The sequence below is a fragment of the Arcticibacterium sp. GJ41-1 genome (assembly GCF_055808875.1).
In genome coordinates this window covers 3,788,046-3,806,756 of sequence record NZ_CM147888.1, presented here as the reverse complement: position 1 = coordinate 3,806,756, position 18,711 = coordinate 3,788,046, and the positions used below count along the sequence as shown (strand labels likewise).

The following is an 18,711-nucleotide window of genomic DNA, read 5'->3' as shown; positions in this document are numbered from 1 at the left end:
ACGAATGGTGTACAGGGAAAACTATTATTCATCAATAAATTATAAAAAGAATGTTCAATAATTTCACGCTTCAAAATCCAGTGAAAATCATATTTGGTAAGGGTACTATAGCCCAGTTACCTAAAAATATTCCATCAAATGCCAAAGTAATGTTGACGTACGGAGGAGGAAGTATTTTTTCAAATGGAGTACATCAGCAGGTTATAGAAGCTCTTACGGGTTATGACGTCATTGAGTTTGGAGGTATAGAAGCCAATCCTACTTTTGAGACGCTTATGGCCGGTGTAGAGGTGGCCAGAAAAGAGAAGGTAGATTTCCTTTTGGCAGTAGGCGGAGGTTCGGTGTTAGATGGAACTAAGTTTATGGCGGCTGCTATTCCTTTTGAGGGTGGTGACGAATGGAATAATATAGTAAGACGCAAAGCAAAATATGGTGAGGCCTTGCCAATTGGCTCTGTTATGACATTACCAGCTACGGGTTCTGAAATGAACTCTATTGCGGTTATAAGTAAGAAAGAAACAGATGAGAAGTTTGGTATGGGTCATCCGCTTTTATATCCTCAGTTTTCTATTTTAGACCCAGAAACCACCTATTCTTTACCAAAAAGGCAGGTAGCCAATGGCGTGGCAGATGCTTTTACACATGTGATGGAGCAGTATTTAACCTACCCAGTAGGTGGTGAAATTCAAGATAGATTTGCAGAAGGAATTCTTCAGACTTTGATAGCTGTAGGACAAAAAACTATTGCCGAACCTGAAGATTATGAAGCAAGAGCTAATTTGGTTTGGGCGGCTACGGTAGCACTAAATGGTTGGATAAACGTAGGTGTACCGCAAGATTGGGCTACGCATCAAATTGGACATGAATTAACAGCTTTGCACGGAATAGATCATGCAAGAACGTTGGCAATTGTAATGCCTTATTTAATGCGATATAAGATGGAAGCGAAGAAAGAAAAAATGATTCAATACGCCTTACGCGTTTGGGAGCTTTCAGGAACCGACGAAGAATTAGTAGAAGGAGCTATTCAAAAAACAATTGACTTTTATGAGTCTTTAGGTATTCCTACTAGCGGAACAGCTTACGGTATTGGCGAAGCCACCATTAAAGAAATAGCTAAGCGTTTTGAAGAGCGAGGGAACGCATTTGGTGAGCATGGCGATATTGATGCTAAAGCAGCTAGCGATATTTTAGAAATGAGCATTGTAGAATAACTTTTTCGGGCAGGATTTTTTTGAAATTTCCTGCCCGAAAACCAAACACCGAGAAAAGTCTTACGTTCCTAATTAAGTATTCAAATCAGACACAATGAAAAAACTCTTACTCCTTCTTCTTTGCAGCTTCTCTTTATCTGCTCAGCCACCTGGTTTTGTTGATGAATTAGTTTCAGAAGACTATGTTTCGCCCACCGGTTTGACCTTTGACAAAAGTGGTCAAATGTATGCTTGGGAAAAAGGAGGAAATGTATTTAAAGTAGATAAAAATACCGGAGCTAAAATCTTGCTTTTAGATATTTCTGCGGAGGTTTATGACTATTTAGACCATGGCTTAAATGGGCTGGCTTTACACCCCAACTTTCTAGAAAATGGGTATATCTATCTTCTTTATGCCGTAGATAGAAATTATCTCTATTTCAAAGACTCAACTTTTTATAGTAGAGCAAATGATGACAATTTTTCGGCTTCTATAGGTAGAGTAACGCGTTATACTATTAATCGAGATTCTTTAAATAATAGTGTGGTAGATTTAGACTCGAGAAAGGTCTTAATTGGCGAAACGCACACTACTGGTATACCCGTTTTAATGGATAATCACGGCATGGGTTCCTTAGTTTTTGGGGCTGATACCAGTTTAATGGTGAGCTCAGGAGATGCTGCCATAGCCAGAGACCCACCTTTTCAAAATGGTGATGCCTTTTACTATGAGTTGGTTACGCTACCGCTAGAAGAAGGTATTATTACGGAAGACCAGAATATTGGTCCATATAGGGCTCAAAACCTCAATTCATTAAATGGCAAAATGCTGAGGATAAATCCTGAAAACGGAGATGGATATCCTTCAAACCCTTTTTATCAAGTAGATGAGCCACGCTCTGCTGAGTCGAGAATTTGGGCTTATGGCCTTCGAAATCCATTTAGGTTTAGTTTAAAACCAGAAACAGGTAGTACAGATGTAACATTAGGAGACCCAGGAACTTTTTATGTGGGTGATGTAGGCTGGGAAAATAGGGAAGAGGTAAACGTGATAGATGCCGGAGGTGGTAATTTTGGTTGGCCATATTTTGAAGGTATTAGCTATCGCAATAATTTATTTAGCGACCCAAAATACTTTCCTGAAAACGCCATAGCTCCTGTTTTAGAATGGCGTGGTGATTTTGCTCAAGCTTTTGTAGATGGTGAAGCTTATGGTGTAGGTTCACCAGAGTTTTTAGGAGAGCCCTTCACGGGCAATTCGTCGATAGGCGGTTTATGGTTAACTACCGACCATTTTGAGGGTTTTAAGGATACTTATATCATGGGCGACTATGAAGGCTGGGTCAAAATATTCAAATTTGATTTTAGGGGTAACCCTTTTGAAGTAATAAGCATTTCTGAGAATGTGCATCCAGTTTGTTTTGCAGAAGACCCTACAGACGGTAGCATTTATTACATGAATTTCTTTTTTCCAGATACGCATGAAATCAGAAGAATTTATAATGAGCCTAATCCTAATTTCCCACCGGTAACAGAAGCGTTTATTGACCCGATTTATGGAGCAGCTCCGCTCAATGTTAGGTTTGACGCCAGCAGTTCTTATGACCCTGAAGGTCAAAATTTAAGTTACCTATGGGATTTTGGCAATGGTTTTACTTCTACCAATCAGGTAACTGATTTTAGATATACAGATAGTGACGAGAAACTACACAGACCAAGCCTTACTGTTACAGATGAGGCTGGTAAATCAACGGTGAAGCAGTTTAAAGTACATGTCAATAATTTTCCTCCAGAGATTATTTCGACCTCGGTACAAGATGTAGAGAAGTTTAAAAATGAGGATGGATTGACCTTGAATTTAAGTGCGGTAGTGCGGAACCACAATCCACTTGAAGAGCTATACTATACTTGGTCGGTTATCTTACACCATGAAGACCATTCGCATCTTATAAGGTCTTATAAATCTAAGGAGGCAACTACTTCACTGGCTCCTATTCCATGCGATGAGCAGGAGTACAGCTACGAGATAAAGCTTTTTGTGCATGATAATACGGGTTTAGGGCCTACTACTTCTAAGTATATCAAACCTATATGTCCAGGAGATGAGGTGATTCTTGGTCTGGAGTTAAGTCCCAATCCGGTTGACCTAAAGATAAATCTTACAGGAATTGATGGTTTGGACGATACAGATTTAAACTACCATGTTTTTAATAATCATGGGCAACTGCTGAGAACTGACGCAGGAAAATGGAAAAATCTAAAAAGAAACTTGAATAAAGAGGTAGCTAAATATTCGCCAGGAATTTACATTTTAAGAGTGAATATTGATGGCAAAAGCCAGTCTTTTAGGTTTGTTAAAAACTAGAGGCTTTTTAAAAGTTCAAAGTCTTGGACATGTTTCAGATATAAAAAATTAAGGAGCATTCCGTTGGTATTACTTATCAGCGAGTGCCCTTCTGAAAATGGGAAGATATGGGTGGTAATGCGTTCAAACTCATATTCTGTTCCCATTTCTTTGTTTTCATAGGATTCAATTTGACTTTTACTCATTCTTAATTCTGCCGCAAAAAGGTACATGGATTCATCGCTAGTACCGGTGCTAGGGAAAAGGCGTTTATCTGGCGAAAGGTTGATAAGCTGTTCTTCGGTTATTTTAATACCCGTTTCTTCACTCACTTCCTGTATAGAAATAGCTTCTGGGGTTTGTGTGCCATCTACCATGCCAGCTGGATGCTCATAGGTATAACCGCCTTCGGCAATACGCCTTTGCTTTACTAGAATGAGGTATTTTTCTTCGGTAGCTTCATCAATCAAACAAATCAAGACACAAACTACTTCACCTTTTAAAAAGCAAATAGGCGGAATTTTATCTCCTTCTGGTGTGCTGGCATCTAGCATCAAGGTAGAGAAAAGCACTTCGCCGTTATAGCGTCTTCTGGTGTATACTTCTTCCACGTCGTGAATCGTTAGTCCATTTTCTAACAAGTGACTTTTCCAAAGTTTAAACTTATGTGCGTCTTCCAGTTTTTCTTCTTGCATCTTATTTCTCTAACTTGTGTCTTCTATTAAAACATTATGAAAACAAAACTATTGACTTCTGGCTTTTTTGTACTGTTAGCAGCAGGATATTTTATGTTTTCCGAAACAGAAAAAGCCCCTTTTGTATATAACGGAGAGAAGATGAAGGGCTTATCCTTTGTGGCTCCTAATAAACCTATCGATTCTTCACATTTTGAATCTACCGAACGAGTGCATGCAGAATGGGCGGCACTTATGCCTTATGGTTTTGTGAAAGAAGGGGAGGCTACTTTTAGATATACCAAAGTTACGGATGCTCCCAGAGAAGGGCATCAATGGTGGGGTGAGCTGCCATCTGGTGTTGTCAAATGCATCACCTTAGCTCATAAAAATGGACAAAAAGTAATGTTGAAGCCGCATATGTGGCACGGGAGAGGGAATTATACAGGAAAGTTTGATTTAGACACGGAGGAGAAGTGGAAAGAGTTTGAAGAAGGATTTGGAGGGTATATTTTGCAGTATGCCAAAATTGCGGAGGAAAATGATGTAGAACTTTTTTGCATAGCTACCGAAATGGAAACCATGGTAGCAGAACGACCAGCTTTTTGGTTAAAACTCATTGAGGATATTCGCGAGGTATATCATGGGGAACTTACTTATGCTGAAAATTGGGATTGTTATGATGATGTGCCTTTTTGGGATAAATTAGATTACATAGGTGTGGATGGCTATTTTCCTTTGGCAAAAGAGAAAAATCCTGATTTAGCAACGCTGAAATCTGGCTGGAAAAAGCATTTGAAAAAGATGGGGAAATTGGCATCAAAGTCTAATAGACCAATTTTGTTTACAGAGTATGGCTACAGAAGCTGTGATTTTTCTACAGACAAACCTTGGGAAACAGATTATACTTTACCGGATAATGAAGGTTTACAGGCAAGGGCCTACCAATCGCTTTTTGATGAAGTCTGGGGACAATCATGGTTTGCAGGAGGTTTTGCGTGGAAGTGGTTTCCGTTCAAAGACCCAGAGAAGGATTCTAGCGACAAGTTTTGCCCGCAGCATAAAGAAGCCGAGGCGGTTCTAAAGGCTTTCTACAAGAGTGCTTAATGTCGCCCTTTTTAGGCGAATTTAGCATCTGAAATAGGATGTTTTATAGATTATATGGGAAGGGTTTTATTTTGGTGTGATTATTTGCTTATTTTCACAGCTTCAACCCTATATAAAATACATGTTAATTATTCTCCTTATCCTAGCTATGGCATTAATTGTCATCAGTACTACCAAATTTAAATTACATCCATTCCTGGCATTACTCTTTGTAGCTCTCCTCTTTGGGCTCACAGCTGGTGTTCCGCTACCCAAACTCATAGAGTCTATTAATGAGGGCTTTGGTAAAACACTCGGAAGCATCGGTTTAGTTATTATTATTGGTGTAATGATTGGTGCATTTTTAGAAAACACCGGCGGAGCTGTAAGGCTTGCTAATGGTGTGTTGAAACTAATAGGTAAGAAAAGAGTACCAGAAGCCATGTCATTAGTAGGCTGGCTTATTTCTATCCCAGTTTTTGGCGATAGTGGTTTCGTGATTTTAAATTCCCTGAATAAAGCTTTAACTAAGAAGGCGGGTCTTTCTTTAACGGTTACCACCGTTTGTTTGGCCACTGGCCTAATGGCTACCCATACCATGGTGCCACCTACACCGGGACCTATTGCCACGGCAGCTATAGTAGGAGCAGATTTAGGTTTGGTGATAGCTTTTGGTGCGGTAATTAGCTTGATAGCCTTAATTCCACCAATAATCTTTGCAAAAACATATGCTTCAAAAACATGGCTTGACCCAGCTCCAGATTTAGGCGAGGGTGATTTTGATAAGAAACTGGCTATTGCTCCAAGCTTTCTTCATTCTATTATTCCTGTATTGATTCCTTTGCTTTTGATTGTTCTAAAGTCGTTTAATGATTTGTATTTTATTGTAGGAGAAGGTGCTTTAAAAAGTGGTTTAGACTTTGTCGGTACGCCAGTTATAGCCCTTATTCTAGGTTTGTTAATAGCTTTTACTTTACCTAAAAAACTAGAACGCGATATGCTTTCTACACAAGGTTGGGTAGGAAAAGCCCTTTTAGATTCGGCTTCTATTGTGATGATTACTGGTGCCGGTGGTGTTTTTGGTAAGGTGCTTCAAAACGCCGGTTTGGGCGATATGATTGCTCCTTTATTGGCAGATTATCCTATGGGCATCTTTTTGCCATTTCTTATTTCGGCTGCCTTAAAAACGGCTCAGGGTTCATCCACAGTAGCTATGATTACTACAGCTTCTATCATTACACCATTAATTCCTCAGTTGGGTTTAGATACAGAAGTGTCAAAGGCATTAGCTGTTTTGGCTATTGGAGCAGGTTCTGCAGTGGTTTCTCACGTGAGTGATAGTTTCTTCTGGTTAGTGACGCAAATGACAGGCATGACCATAGGAATGGGATATAGAATTCACGCTGTTGCCACAGGTATTTTAGGTGTTTCTTGTTTTATACTGATATACATCGCTCAAATGATTTGGGGGTAAAAGGTAGTTAATATGACTATTACACGGCTTAAAGAGTTTATCTTTTTTCAAGTACTAACCCTAGTGACGCGGTACTTGTTAGGCTGTGCTTTTGTATTTGCCAGTTTTGTGAAAATAAGAGGAGAAAGATTCACTGTATCATCTGGAGCTGCTGAAGCCATAAATTCATGGATGCATTATTTTGAAACAATGTATCAGTCAGGTATGATGTGGAACTTCATAGGCTGGTCGCAGCTTATTGCTGGTTTTCTTTTAATTACGCAACGTTTTTCCTCTTTGGGAGCTGTACTTTTTTTCACTATTATTTTGAACATTATGGTAGTGACCATTAGTTATGGTTTTGGAGGTACGGTTTATATTACTACGCTTATGTTTTTAGCTAGTATTTATCTTTTGCTCTGGGATTGGGATAAGCTGAAAATATTTTTGAATCTACCTTATTTGGAGAGAGAACCTTCTTTTATGAAGAGGCAAGTTTGGTCAAAACTTGGTCTGTTTTATTTCGGAGTAACACTGCTTTTAGAATTGATAAAAATTAAAGGAGCAGATCTTACTAAGATATATGTACTTCTACCTTTTGGGTTAATGGTGTCCTTGGTTTTAGTTTCTATTTTGATTGGAATCGTAGTGCTTTTTAAGCAAATCAAAATGAGGCATTAATCAGCCTTCAATAAATATTTCCTACGTAGAGGGTTCAGTAAAAATTTCTTTTGAAGAGTAAAACTATCGGGGTGCACTTTCTTAAACATGGCTTCCCATTCTGCATACATGGCTGGCTCTTCCTTTTGAAAAAGCTCTATGTCAATCTTTTTAGACTTTAGGTAGTCTTCAAATGTCAATGTTATATCAGTAGCCATATTTGTGTTTAAGTTTATTTATAGGCTTTTCTATCAAATACCAAGAGACGGTAGATATCAAAATTACCGAAATATAAAGGAATAAAATCTTCACTGAAGTTCCTGTAAAACCATCGCTCAAAACAGCCGTTATCTTATTTGATATTTTAACAAAAGGATTATTCGGAGAGCTGTGATAAGCATTATAAATGAAATTATGATAGATATAAATCCCATAACTTATTCTGCCAATATAGACTAATGGTTGCCATTCGAATATGCTGTGAAGTACACCTCTGGAGGTGTTGCTTCTACAAACTAAATATCCAAGTACGGCCACAGAAATGATTGATTCTGCGAGCCTCAGAAAAATAATAGAAACGTAATTATGTCCTTCAGAAACAGCTTGAAGCCAGATTACGGTCAATGCATAAATTGCCGTACCAATTAGCAGGGTTGATGTTTTTGAGAAGAAATTGATAAGTTTTTCTTTTTGATAATAGACACCATAACCTAAAAGTCCACCCAATCCAAAAGCATCTAAGCAAGTGGGCATAAGCACATAAGGCCTAATCCAAGAAGCACCCGAAACAAAGAAGTAAACGCGAAGTAAAACAGAGAGTAGAATTAAGAAAGCTAGCGACTTCTGAATGTTTTTTAAGGGCAAGAATAATATAAGAAAAGGGAAGAAAAGGTAGAATTGTTCTTCTACAGCCAAAGACCAAAGGTGGTCTACAGAGCCGAGCCAATTATCAGATATGGCTATATAGTTATTACTCATATAGGTCACTAGCCAGCCAATTTTACTTCTGACTGGTTCTATATTTAATATAAAGAGTACGCCGAGCGTCAAATAATATATAGGGAAAATTCGGATGGTTCTTCTTATATAAAAACGTTTTAAAGAGAAGCCATGACCTCTGTTTAAGTCGCTGTCTTTTTCTTTGGCAGAAAGCAAAATTCGGGTAATAAGAAAACCACTCAAGACAAAGAACATACAAACGCCTAAATAAGAAGCGGGGAAACCTAGCCTGTCTCCCGACCAATGGTCAAAAAGCACCATGCTAACCGCTAAAAAACGAATTCCATCCAGTGATTTTATGTAGTTAGTTTTCAATGCTTACCAGTTTTTAGGTGCTTCTGTATAAGGAATTCCCTCTATGTTTAATGTTTTTACTGCGTCATACAGTGCTGCTTCATTCTCAGAAATCTCTAAGAAATACGTTTGATAAAAATCCGTTTTGAAATTTCTTCTGTCCAAATAGGCAATGCCTTCTACCGTTCCAAAAAGAGAGCCTTTGACTAGTCTTAAAGGTAATAAATACTGCGAATCTTTACTTTTGAGCCAAATATAGTTTTCATGGAATTTTTGAAGATTGTTTTCAAAGAAAAGTAAATTGTTTCCTGAAAAAGCAATGCTGTCAATCTTGCTTGGGTCTACTTCAGTTGTTTCTGCTTGTAGGCTTTTTTCAAAGTCAAATTTAGGTGGATTATAAGAGGTGTTATTGAAATCTGTTTCTGTGCTTTTTAGATTGATAACATCCGCCACACGTTCCATGTGAGTACTTCTTACTAAACCAAGGTAAGACACCTCAGCATTCACAAAAAGGAAAAGAGCTATTGTCGCTAAAATGTATTTCCACTTCGGAGTTTTTAGAAACTGTAAACAAAAGAGGATGTTAGTTCCAAAAATAAGGAAGGAGTAAATCTTGTATTTACTGCTCAAAAGTGTGACCACCTGATAGTCGTTTCGGCCAATCGCTACTAAAGCCAATGTTCCTAAAAAGAAAGCCTGAATGGCTAAGAAATTAAGGGTTTTCTCATTGGTGTCTTTAGAAAAGAACAATCTAAAGATAACCCAAAGTCCAAAGAGGATATTCAATAGCCCAAAGATATAAGCTAGTCTGGTGCTAAATACGGTATCCAAAATAGGATAGAAATGGGAACCATTAAGTGCCAAAAAGTTTAGGAAGAAATCTTCAATATGAGGCCTTTCAGATACACTCTTTTCAAAACCTATAAAGTAGATAGCAAAGACTAAAGCATGTATTCCTAGCCAAATTAACATTTGCCTTTTGCGTCCTAAGAAAAACAAAACAGCCAAACCAATAGGAGCTATTAAAACGGCATTTCCAGAAGTAAGTAATGCCAATATGGAGAAAACTATGGCTCCAATAAATGAGGCTTTTTCACTGAAATAGGAGGTAGATAATAAGCTAAGAGAGCCTACAGCAAAGAAAAGGATGCAGTGGTTTTGAATTGCTGCCATGCCCCACAAACTGTTTTCAACGGTAGAGAAGTTGAAAATAAAGAGAGCAATAAATAAAAGGCCAAGACTGTTAAGCTTAAAATGACGAACTAAAAGAATGTATAAAACCATCAGTCCGACTAAACCGAATTGACCGAAATACATCATGAATTTAAAATCAGTGTGGCCGCTAATACTTTTATATATCAAAGTCACAGTTCTGGTAAGCCAGATGCGGTGTTCGTTATGAAACTTAAAAAGTCCACCCGTTTTGTTCCAAGAAAACTCATCAATCAAAACACGAATGGCGTGGTCGTCCCAATGTGGTACATTCACACCAAACCTAAGCACCATCCAAACCGAACCTAAAATAAGTAGGGAAATTATGGCATAAATCGCTCTATTTTTTGCGGTTTCGTTCATTAGTACCTTAATTTTTTACCTTGGAAATCAAACAATACTTTTCGCTCGCCATTGGCTTTTTTCAAAACCAATAGATTCGGTTCTGTTACATCAATCTTCTCTATATACTCAGCATCTTTTGGCAAATAGAGATTAAGGTATTGAGCATCTAAAATGTGTCTCTCGTTCTGATTGTTTCTCAAGTCAGAATACACATTGGCACCATAAGAAGGAATTAAAAGGGTGTCTCCTTCGCCATAGTTTTCAATCACCAATTGACTGGCCGCTCTGTATGGGTTTTCCTCTCTAGCTTCGTTTCTAAAAGAATATCGGGCAGAATTGTCATCTAAAATCGTTTTGATTTCAGATCCAACAAAGAATAGCTGATAGGCCAATGGAATAATAGTCAAATACTTTAAGTTGTTTTTTTGATGGAATAACCTGTAAAGACCAACTGCGTAAATAATGCCAAGAAAAGGAACACAAACACCAATGTACCTATGAGCCAATGAAGTGGTATGTCCTGTTTTGAAAGCATCAAATATGACATAAAACAAAGGTAAGAGTCCAGATAAAAGAAGGATTAATCGAAGTTCTTTTTCTACAGGATGTTTAAACCAATGATATAAAACCAGTAGGACAAATGCAGCTGAAACAAAAGCTAGTTTGTAATGAGAGGGAAGTAACACTAAACCTAAAATGAGCATAGCCGCAAAAAAGCCTAGCAGTAGTTTCTGTTTGTCAATTTTAGTGAACTTATAGGTAAATCCAAATAGGATAGAAGCGAAAATAAACAAAGCCAGGTTTAGAATGCCATGTAATGAATGGTATAAATCGAAACTAATAAGATTGCTGTCAAAGAAAACATTGATAGCTTTTTGACTTACATTTTTTGCACTACTTGGGTCCACATTTCCGCTCATTGGATTTTGGTCGGCAGGTAAATTTGCCATCTTTAAATGCAGAGCATTTTTGTCTTTTAAAAACTCCATAGACCATTGTCCGCCACCAGCAGTCATCCAGTAGCCCATCACCAAAAGTGTAAAAGCACCCGCAGCAAGTAACACAAACCACTTTCGCTGACTTCTTAGATAAATGGCTGCTGTAATGACGTGAGCTAAGAAAATGATGAAGTTCAAATAATGATTGAGAAGAGCCATAGCAGCTATTATGGCATATAAAACACCAAAAGTGATGGTCTCTTTCTTGTTTTCAGACTTCAGGATTTTATAAAAAAAGATTGTGCCTAAAACTACCAAAAGGAAGGACAAAGTATAACTTCTAGCAAAATGACTCTGCGATATAAAAAGGGGGTCAAGAGCTAATATTGACATGGCAATTAGCCCAATATAGGTTGACTTTAAAAAGGCTTTGCAAAGCCAAAAGACCAAGACTAAGGTCAATAAATTGAACAAAACACTCAAGGTTCTCACCATGCCGTCTTTCAGGCCAAAGGCTTTTATCCAATATTTTAGAAATACATTATAAGTGAAATGTGTACCAAAGTCAGAACGAGCTATGGCTTGGTAGTGGTCGTTTAAATCACGGTCTTTCCAGAATTCTTTAGGTGTGAAAGTATCGTTCTCTGTAAGTTCGGGTTGATTATAACCGCCTACACATATTCCATGAACATTGAGTAAAGTGAATTTTTCGTCTGTATACGGGCTGTAAGAGCCAATATGGTTAAATCTTAAAAATCCAGCTAAGCCTAAAATGATAAGAACCAGTATACGAGATGGCATGAAAAATTATCTTGTTGGGAAGTCTTTCACAAAGAAACAAAAGTAATCACATTTTGAGGATTGTAAACTCCACACGACGGTTTTTCTTGCGGGTTTCTGGGGTAGAATTACTAGAAATGGGTTTGATGGGTCCCCATGATTTGGTTTCAATTCTGGAGCTTGATATTTTACCCTTTTTGATGAGATAGCTTTTAACTTCATCCACCCTGTCTTTTGCTAGTTTTACGTTAAGTGTAAAATCGCCTTGGTTGTCGGTGTGTCCCTCTAATAGAATCCTCATTTTAGGGTACTCCTTCATTATTTTGACCAGTTTTTCTAGTTCATCATAAGAAGAGGTTTCTATTTCGTATTTTCCTTGAGCAAATATCAAATTCTCCAAAATCATCTTGGAGCCTTCTCTAATAGGAGAAAGGTAAAAGTTCTTTGTGATTTCTCGGTAATTGCCCTCACGGGTCAAATCAAGCGAATCTTGTAAACTCAAATAACCTTTCTCATTTATATCAAAATAGTACTTAAAACCTACCGGCAATATTACCTTGTAGGCCTTGGTATCTGGATTGATTTCAATATTAAACCCTTTTAGGTTTAAACTGTCACTGTTAGACTTTAAGCCTAAAGGCGTATCAATCATGGTATTTACATCTTTTTCCATGATAGAACCATCTAGAATGGCTACCGCATCAGGTTTGATAGATTCGAAGAGGTTGATTCTGAAAATATCTTCTTCACCAATAGCGTTATTCGCGGAACTTAAATAGGCAAATTCACCTGAAGCGGGTATCGTAAAAAAAGCATCCCAGCTTTCTGTGTTTATTTTTGGACCAAGATTCACAGGTTCTGACCAGTTGGTCCAAGTTTCATCCAAACGTTTGGTCATGAAAATATCGGAATCTCCATATCCCGGATGTCCTCTTGAGCTAAAGTAAAGAGTTTTATTATCGGCAGAGAGAAATGGAGTCCCTTCATTATCGGCTGTGTTCAGTACTGAACCCATATTTTGGGGCCTTGTGTATGTACCGTCAGATTGCATGAAAGAAAAATAAAGATCGTTATTTCCAAAACTTGGTAGGCGATTAAGAGCCATTACTAGTACATTTTCGTCATGGCTAATAGCGTATTCAGTATGGTAAGATTTTGCCTTATCGGTTTTTTTTACATCAAAATCCAAAATTTTAACCTCCTTCGGGAAGCTCCATTTTCCATTGTTAAATGTAGTTCTGGAAAGTCCAACACCTTGTGTTCCGTCAGCATTATAAACATTTAAAACATATAAACTAGAGCCAGATGCAGAAGCTGTAGCCGCAGCATTCAAATTGGGATCATTTACGGGAGGTCCTAAATTTTCTGGTGGCATCCATACGCCAGCAATATTTCTTTTAGAAAACCAGATATCCTGTTTTGTCTCTGCGTCTTTATCATTCTCATCTCTGATATTGTCTGGGTGATTGAGTCTGGTAAAGTACAGCGTATTTCCGTCTGGCGTAATAATGGGTGCAACCTCACCAAATGGCGAATTTACTGTTGGACCTAAGTTTTCTTTTTGCAAGTCCTCTGGAATATCCTTTGCTACATTAATATTGAACTCAATGAAGTTTTGGGAGTCAGAAATGGCAATGGCATCGTATTGTTTTCGCCCTTTTGCTATTCTATGATTCACCACAATTTTTATAGCATTAATAGGCTGCTTCATCGGTTTGACAAAGACCCTCCAAAAACGATTCTTTACAGTTGTTTTCTGTCCTGTGTTTTGATAAAGAAGATATTCTGTGCCAGCTTCATCATAGCCAAAAATACGTGCAACTGCACCTGGGTTGAGGTTTTCGACTATTGCTATTTGTTGAACATCAATTGCTTTTGTGAAGCCCACTTTTACGTAATCTTCGCCATACTGAGAGCCGTTAGGCTCCCAAGCACAAGGAGAATCGGTCATTTGAGGGTAAACACTCGGTGTTCCGAGTATTTGAACAGACCTATATTTGGGTGAATTATAAACGTCCGATTTTTCTGAAGAATAACTAAGCACCTCTGAGGCCCATAAAACTTCTTGACCTAGCGTTTTTTGGAAGCTTAGAATGAGAATAAAAAGTATAAAAATCCTTAGGGGCATTTTCCTGAATAAAGAGTACTGGTTTGAAACGAAATTACCTCATATTTATTGGTTTTCAATAAAATGCTACTGTATACCGTACATTTATGAAGGTTTTCCGATGTTAATATAGAAAATATGGAACAGCTCTGCTGTTAATAGCCAGTTAACATCATTTTTTAATTCAAATATCATTTTATCTTAAGATTTTCGTTAAAACTTTCGATGTTAAGAAAAAGCCATTATTTATTAATTCTTTTGATGCTTTCATGCTTTATGCTGGAAGCTCAAATGACGCTAAGTCTTAAATCAAAGAATTATGGGTTTGGAGAAAATGGCTATTACTATGGCGAGGTGATAGATAAACGCCCTTCGAAATATTTTCTAGGTAAATTATATACAAGAAACGGTTCAAGATCTGACCTAGAAATAAGAAGTGGAACAGAAAGGGCATTTCTAAATCAAACAGAGGATAATTTCAAAAAGCGGTCAAACGCAGTTGTTTTGATAGCTGAAATTACAGATTTGGCTTTCACGGAGTCTAGGAATAATTCAGGTTTAATAAATGGAAGAGCCAACATGAAACTGAGTATTTATACCGTTCATGAGGGAGATACATCATTGCTTTGCAAACCTTATAGCTCGTCACGATACCAGCGTTCGCTCAATAATTTAAAAGAAGAGTCTTTTGAACCAATTCTAAATCAAATGTGGTTTTCATGCCTAGAGTTTGCCGATAATTACATCAAACTAAATAAAAGTAGGATAGAGGCTTTTAATGAAGGTGTAAATATTATCATCAAGCCTTACGAAACACGGAATAATAGAGATACGGTGCATTATAATTCTAGAAAAGTGACTTGGAATGATTTCAAAGCTCCTCCTAGAATGGGCTCTAGATACGCAGCTGCTATTTTTCCTACGATAGCCTTAGGGAGTAAACTGACTATTAGAAATGGCAGACTCACTGCCATCATTAGTCCGCAAGTTTTTATGATTCAAAGTCAATCTTGGGCAAAGGGAGAGGCGAAAAACAAAGAATCTTTAGAGCATGAGCAAATTCACTTTGACATCACAAAAGTGGTAATGGATAGGCTTATAGTAAAGCTAAGAAATATACAAGCCACCACCATGGACGACCTAAATAGTTATATTCAATATGAATATTTAGAGGCTTTTAGGGAAATGAACAAACTACAAGAAGCATATGATTCTGAGTCAAATCATAATCTGAATAAAGTAAAACAAGCAGAATGGGCTAGGAAGGTGAGTGGCTGGTTAGCAGAGCGTAATTTCTAGAGAGCCTTGAACTCGTAATCAGCAAAGGTTTCTAAAAACCGCGGTAATGCATATCGCATGTTTTTTTCTGCCTTTAGACTATCGTGGAAAACAATAATAGAGCCCGCCTCAGTAGCTTGAACCGTATTCTTTAGACAATTTTCAGGAGAAATATCGGCTCTGTAGTCTTGGCTCAATGTAGTCCACATAATAATTTCAAAATCCTTACTTAGTTCACTTATTTGTCTTCGTTTTATTCTACCATAAGGTGGTCGGAAGAGTTTTTTACCATTTTCATCGTTATACTTTTCAATTTGTTCTTGACACTGAGATGTGTTTTCCAAGTAAGTGCTAGTTTCGGTTTGCCAGCCTTTTAGATGATGCATGGTATGGTTTCCAATAGCATGACCACCATTTACTATTTTTTGAAAGATATCAGGATGTTTTCGCACGTTGTCACCAATGCAAAAGAAGCTAGCTTTAGCATTAAACTTATCAAGGGTTTCTAGCACAAACTCCGTCACTTCAGGAATAGGGCCATCATCAAAAGTAAGATAGAGCTCTTTTTTGTCAGTGTCTCGCTGCCAAGTTAGGCTTGGGTAAATAGCTTGTAGTAGTTTGGGTGTACGGTAAAGCATTAGCTGAGTTTTCTATCTTTCCAAGTATAAGGTTTTTTCTTAAGTGACACCAATCCAAAGAGTAAGACGTAAAACGGATAGATGATTTGAACAAGTGGGATAAAAAGGAGTAAGAATGGCCTTTTGAAAAAGATTAAAAGACTGCCAAGAAATAGGAACTCGGGCAATATTTTGATGCCAATATTTTGGACGTCAAAACTTAGTAATGCGTAAACAAAAGCGGCATTCGCACTAAAAATAAAGATGGCCATAATCTTTGGACTCAAAAGTGTGTACTTGCTCCATTTTCCTGCCCAGCGTTTTCTTTGATTATAAAAACTTTGAAGGTCATGTAAAGCTTCCGTTTTCACAATAGCGTCTTGAGACTTTAAATAATGCACCTTTTTAGGGAATGCTTTTGACATTTTGTGCATCAAAAACTCATCGTCTCCACTTGCTACATCTTCGTTTCCTTCAAAGCCATTAACTTCTAAAAAGGCACTTTTAAGATAAGCTATATTGGCTCCGCTACACATATTAGGGAAGTTCATCTTTATAGAAACTGCTCCAGACACTATTAAACTAGCAAACTCAATCTGCTGGATTTTAGTCCATAGTCTTTGAAGAATTTTGGAGGAAACACTGTCCAAAAAGAAAACAGGAGCACTTAAAAACGCCACGTCTTTCTCTTCAAAATAAGCTTTTATGGTGCTTAGCCATTTGGTGGAAACGGTACAGTCACCATCTGTACATACGATAAGTGAGCCGGTGGCTTCTCCTATACAGTGTGCTATTGCTCGTTTTTTTGGCGAAGTATTGACCGCCTTTGGCGGCAAATTGACCAGTTTGATGTCAAGCGAATTTTGACTTTGAAAAGTCTCAACTAACTCGGCCGTATTATCCGTACTGTCGTCGTTAGCTATGATAACTTCAAAATACTTCTTGTCTAAAGTTTGATTTTGTAGGTCTGTCAGAAGTCTTAGAATGTTTTTAGCTTCGTTTCTAACAGGAATTATAAGACTGATTTTATGCTTAGACTGGCTACTGGCATTAGGTATATAGTTTTTCCAGGCCAACCAAATGCCTAGCAACAGCAAACAAAATATGCCGTAAGTAAAGACCAAAACAGTGGCGATTATACTCAATAAACTGATTTCAATTTCTCAAAGATAAGCAAGTATGGGAGTATCAAAAAGCCTTACCTTTATGGCAGATGACTAAATCAGAGAAAATAATTTTAGGCGTAGACCCCGGCACTAATGTGATGGGTTATGCCTTGATAGAGGTGAAAGGTAGTAAGCTTAAGATTATACAATATGGCGTGCTGAGATTAGAGAAATTAGGCTCTCACGAGCTAAAATTGAAGAAGATTTTTGAACGCATGACGGGTATTATTGAAGAGTATTTACCTGACGAAATGGCAATTGAAGCTCCTTTTTATGCTAAAAACGTTCAGTCTATGCTTAAACTAGGCAGAGCTCAGGGTGTGGCCATGGCAGCGGCATTAGCAAGAGATATAAGTTTGGTAGAATATCTTCCGAAAGTGGTCAAAAAAAGTGTTACCGGAAATGGTAATGCCAGCAAAGAACAGGTGGCTTTTATGCTAGAAAATCTCTTTGCTCAGAAACTAGAAACTAAGTTTTTAGACGCTACAGATGCATTAGCTGTAGCGGTATGTCATCACATGAATGCCAAAACCAAAGCGTTGACGGGCAACTCCTCAGGTAAAAAAGGCTGGGGTGCTTTTGTAAGTGAAAATAAAGGAAGAGTAAGCGGAGGCTAATTAAAATTTAAAGCTCTTTCAATTTTGCAATGGTAGCAGAAGGGTCTTCGTTACCAAAAACAAAGCTTCCCGCCACTAAAGCATCTGCTCCTTCATCTACTAATAGTTTGCCAGTCTCTAAATTAACACCGCCATCAATCTCTATCATGGTGTCTAATCCTTGTTCCTGAATCATAGCTTTAAGCTTCTTGACTTTGTCAATGGTCTTATAGATGAATTTCTGTCCGCCGTAACCTGGGTTTACAGACATTAAAAGCACCATGTCGCAGTCAACTAAAATATCTTCCAAAACTGAAACCGGCGTAGCAGGATTTAAAACAACGCCCGCCTTACAGCCAGCCTCTTTTATTTGAGCCAAAGTTCTGTGAAGGTGTGTGCATGCTTCATGATGTACCGTGATAATATCGGCACCTATTTTAGCAAAAGTTTCAATGTATCTTTCTGGTTGCACTATCATCAAATGCACATCCATGGTCTTTTTTGCATGCTTTTTTATGGCTTGAATCACCGGCATACCAAAAGAAATGTTTGGAACAAAAACGCCATCCATTACATCAATGTGAAACCAGTCTGCTTCAGAAGCATTGACCATCTCAATGTCTCGTTGAAGGTTTGTGAAATCTGATGCAAGTAAAGAAGGAGCTATGATAGGCATTTGAAAGTATTTTTTTGCAAAGGTAAGAATTGTGGAGGAGGATATAGAAATACTGTATTGATTTCTATCTCTCGGAATTGTAATAACTGACACACCAGTTTAGATAGTTCAAAAATCACAATCGATACAGGATTTTGTACCACCGACACTTAATTATTGTCTATCTACACAAAAAATAAGATTTCATTATAGCTTAGGTTTCTGGCTTAATTGTCATGTTATAAGTGTTTTGTGTGAGTTTTTTTAGCTGGATTAATAATTACAGTTTATACAATGAATCGACTGTTTTATTT

General features: G+C 37.7%; 16 protein-coding genes. 7 read left to right on the top strand and 9 right to left on the bottom strand.

Translation table 11 applies throughout. The annotated features are described in order from the left end of the window. Nucleotides 1-50: 50 nt before the first annotated feature. Nucleotides 51-1,214, top strand: a complete 1,164-nt coding sequence (locus AC0L6O_RS15795) for an iron-containing alcohol dehydrogenase (RefSeq protein ID WP_473303684.1) — start codon at nucleotides 51-53, stop codon at nucleotides 1,212-1,214. A gap of 94 nt (nucleotides 1,215-1,308) precedes the next feature. Continuing rightward, nucleotides 1,309-3,558 (top strand): PQQ-dependent sugar dehydrogenase, encoded by a 2,250-nt coding sequence (locus AC0L6O_RS15790; protein WP_473303682.1) that lies wholly within the window; start codon nucleotides 1,309-1,311, stop codon nucleotides 3,556-3,558. Here AC0L6O_RS15790 and AC0L6O_RS15785 read toward each other — a convergent pair. After that, nucleotides 3,555-4,232 (bottom strand): NUDIX domain-containing protein, encoded by a 678-nt coding sequence (locus AC0L6O_RS15785; protein ID WP_473303681.1) that lies wholly within the window; start codon nucleotides 4,230-4,232, stop codon nucleotides 3,555-3,557. The genes AC0L6O_RS15790 and AC0L6O_RS15785 overlap by 4 nt on opposite strands. A gap of 36 nt (nucleotides 4,233-4,268) precedes the next feature. Here AC0L6O_RS15785 and AC0L6O_RS15780 point away from each other — a divergent pair, with 36 nt between their 5' ends. From AC0L6O_RS15780 to AC0L6O_RS15770, 3 genes are all read left to right on the top strand, one after another. Then, entirely contained in the window at nucleotides 4,269-5,318 is a 1,050-nt protein-coding gene (locus AC0L6O_RS15780) for a glycoside hydrolase family 113 (RefSeq protein ID WP_473303679.1), read from the top strand. 121 nt (nucleotides 5,319-5,439) lie between these two features. Beyond that, nucleotides 5,440-6,771, top strand: coding sequence for a GntP family permease (locus tag AC0L6O_RS15775; protein ID WP_473303673.1), 1,332 nt, complete (start codon nucleotides 5,440-5,442; stop codon nucleotides 6,769-6,771). Between the two features lie 12 nt (nucleotides 6,772-6,783). Further along, the gene (locus AC0L6O_RS15770; protein ID WP_473303671.1) at nucleotides 6,784-7,431 is read left to right on the top strand and encodes a hypothetical protein; all 648 of its coding nucleotides are present in this window, start codon (nucleotides 6,784-6,786) and stop codon (nucleotides 7,429-7,431) included. On the opposite strand, the gene AC0L6O_RS15765 is transcribed toward AC0L6O_RS15770, so the two are convergent. From AC0L6O_RS15765 to AC0L6O_RS15745, 5 genes are read right to left on the bottom strand one after another with little or no spacing between them, the layout of a single operon-like run. Beyond that, entirely contained in the window at nucleotides 7,428-7,628 is a 201-nt protein-coding gene (locus tag AC0L6O_RS15765) for a hypothetical protein (protein ID WP_473303670.1), read from the bottom strand. The two genes, AC0L6O_RS15770 and AC0L6O_RS15765, sit on opposite strands and share 4 nt — an antisense overlap. Beyond that, nucleotides 7,618-8,724, bottom strand: coding sequence for an acyltransferase family protein (locus AC0L6O_RS15760; RefSeq protein WP_473303668.1), 1,107 nt, complete (start codon nucleotides 8,722-8,724; stop codon nucleotides 7,618-7,620). The genes AC0L6O_RS15765 and AC0L6O_RS15760 overlap by 11 nt, the downstream gene beginning before the upstream one ends. Before the next feature lie 3 nt (nucleotides 8,725-8,727). Continuing rightward, nucleotides 8,728-10,278 (bottom strand): hypothetical protein, encoded by a 1,551-nt coding sequence (locus tag AC0L6O_RS15755; protein WP_473303666.1) that lies wholly within the window; start codon nucleotides 10,276-10,278, stop codon nucleotides 8,728-8,730. Next, a complete protein-coding gene (locus tag AC0L6O_RS15750) occupies nucleotides 10,278-11,999 on the bottom strand; it encodes a glycosyltransferase family 39 protein (RefSeq protein WP_473303665.1) in 1,722 nt (573 codons plus the stop codon). Before AC0L6O_RS15750 ends, AC0L6O_RS15755 begins: the two co-directional genes overlap by 1 nt. Nucleotides 12,000-12,045: 46 nt before the next feature. After that, nucleotides 12,046-14,106, bottom strand: a complete 2,061-nt coding sequence (locus AC0L6O_RS15745) for an OmpA family protein (protein WP_473303663.1) — start codon at nucleotides 14,104-14,106, stop codon at nucleotides 12,046-12,048. A 204-nt stretch (nucleotides 14,107-14,310) separates the two neighbouring features. On the opposite strand from AC0L6O_RS15745, the gene AC0L6O_RS15740 reads away from it, so the two are divergent. Further along, nucleotides 14,311-15,384 (top strand): hypothetical protein, encoded by a 1,074-nt coding sequence (locus AC0L6O_RS15740; RefSeq protein ID WP_473303661.1) that lies wholly within the window; start codon nucleotides 14,311-14,313, stop codon nucleotides 15,382-15,384. Here AC0L6O_RS15740 and AC0L6O_RS15735 read toward each other — a convergent pair. Both AC0L6O_RS15735 and AC0L6O_RS15730 read right to left on the bottom strand, forming a co-directional pair. Beyond that, nucleotides 15,381-16,001 (bottom strand): polysaccharide deacetylase family protein, encoded by a 621-nt coding sequence (locus AC0L6O_RS15735; protein WP_473303660.1) that lies wholly within the window; start codon nucleotides 15,999-16,001, stop codon nucleotides 15,381-15,383. The two genes, AC0L6O_RS15740 and AC0L6O_RS15735, sit on opposite strands and share 4 nt — an antisense overlap. After that, complete coding sequence (locus AC0L6O_RS15730; RefSeq protein WP_473303658.1) at nucleotides 16,001-17,125, bottom strand: glycosyltransferase; 1,125 nt, start codon at nucleotides 17,123-17,125, stop codon at nucleotides 16,001-16,003. Before AC0L6O_RS15730 ends, AC0L6O_RS15735 begins: the two co-directional genes overlap by 1 nt. A gap of 68 nt (nucleotides 17,126-17,193) precedes the next feature. On the opposite strand from AC0L6O_RS15730, the gene ruvC reads away from it, so the two are divergent. Then, on the top strand, nucleotides 17,194-17,763 hold the full coding sequence (ruvC, locus tag AC0L6O_RS15725) for a crossover junction endodeoxyribonuclease RuvC (RefSeq protein ID WP_473303657.1): 570 nt from the start codon (nucleotides 17,194-17,196) through the stop codon (nucleotides 17,761-17,763). 7 nt (nucleotides 17,764-17,770) lie between these two features. Here ruvC and rpe read toward each other — a convergent pair whose 3' ends face one another. Then, the gene (rpe, locus tag AC0L6O_RS15720; protein WP_473303655.1) at nucleotides 17,771-18,418 is read right to left on the bottom strand and encodes a ribulose-phosphate 3-epimerase; all 648 of its coding nucleotides are present in this window, start codon (nucleotides 18,416-18,418) and stop codon (nucleotides 17,771-17,773) included. Nucleotides 18,419-18,711: the final 293 nt, after the last annotated feature.